Below are 566 nucleotides of genomic sequence, written 5' to 3'. Positions count from 1 at the left end.
GAATCAGGACGGGGGTTCTTCATTGGTAGCGGGGACAGGATTTGAACCTGCGACCTCTGGGTTATGAGCCCAGCGAGCTACCGAGCTGCTCCACCCCGCGTTGCATGAACGAAGTTACACGAGCGATGGAACGGAAGGCAAATCGCCTGCGACGGGGCCGATTCGAGCAGCCGCCGATCCAGGAAGGCCGGCACGGTCGTGACGCAGTTCACGAATACTCGGTAATCCATCTCACGTAACGCGTATGTAACGCTCCACAATCGTCACGACGACAGGCCGCGCCGACCTGCGGAAACGTCCGAACGGTCGATTATGAAACAGGTCGACCGGCCTGTTTCGTCGACGTGACTGGCCGCGAATCACTGCCGTACGTTCGTGATCAGCTCGTGATGTTCGAGTGGAGGACCGACCCGCCGCTGCCAGCTCTGCCCCCGCGGGATCGGGACACGAAAGATCGCACGCCCGGGAAGACGACCACGTCACCCGCAGGCCGCTCGCGTCAGCGCAGGAGAGGATCCACCCCGCATGACCAACGTCAGCTTCAGCAAGCGTGCCCTCGGCTGGGC

At 62.4% G+C, this 566-nt stretch carries 1 tRNA gene; it reads right to left on the bottom strand.

Annotated features, from left to right (window positions below):
• Positions 1-23: 23 nt before the first annotated feature.
• Positions 24-100 (bottom strand) — tRNA-Met (locus IJ15_RS0124555).
• Positions 101-566: the final 466 nt, after the last annotated feature.

Source organism: Prescottella defluvii (genome assembly GCF_000738775.1).
In the GTDB taxonomy this organism is placed as follows: domain Bacteria; phylum Actinomycetota; class Actinomycetes; order Mycobacteriales; family Mycobacteriaceae; genus Prescottella; species Prescottella defluvii.
This window is presented reverse-complemented; position numbering and strand designations above follow the sequence as displayed.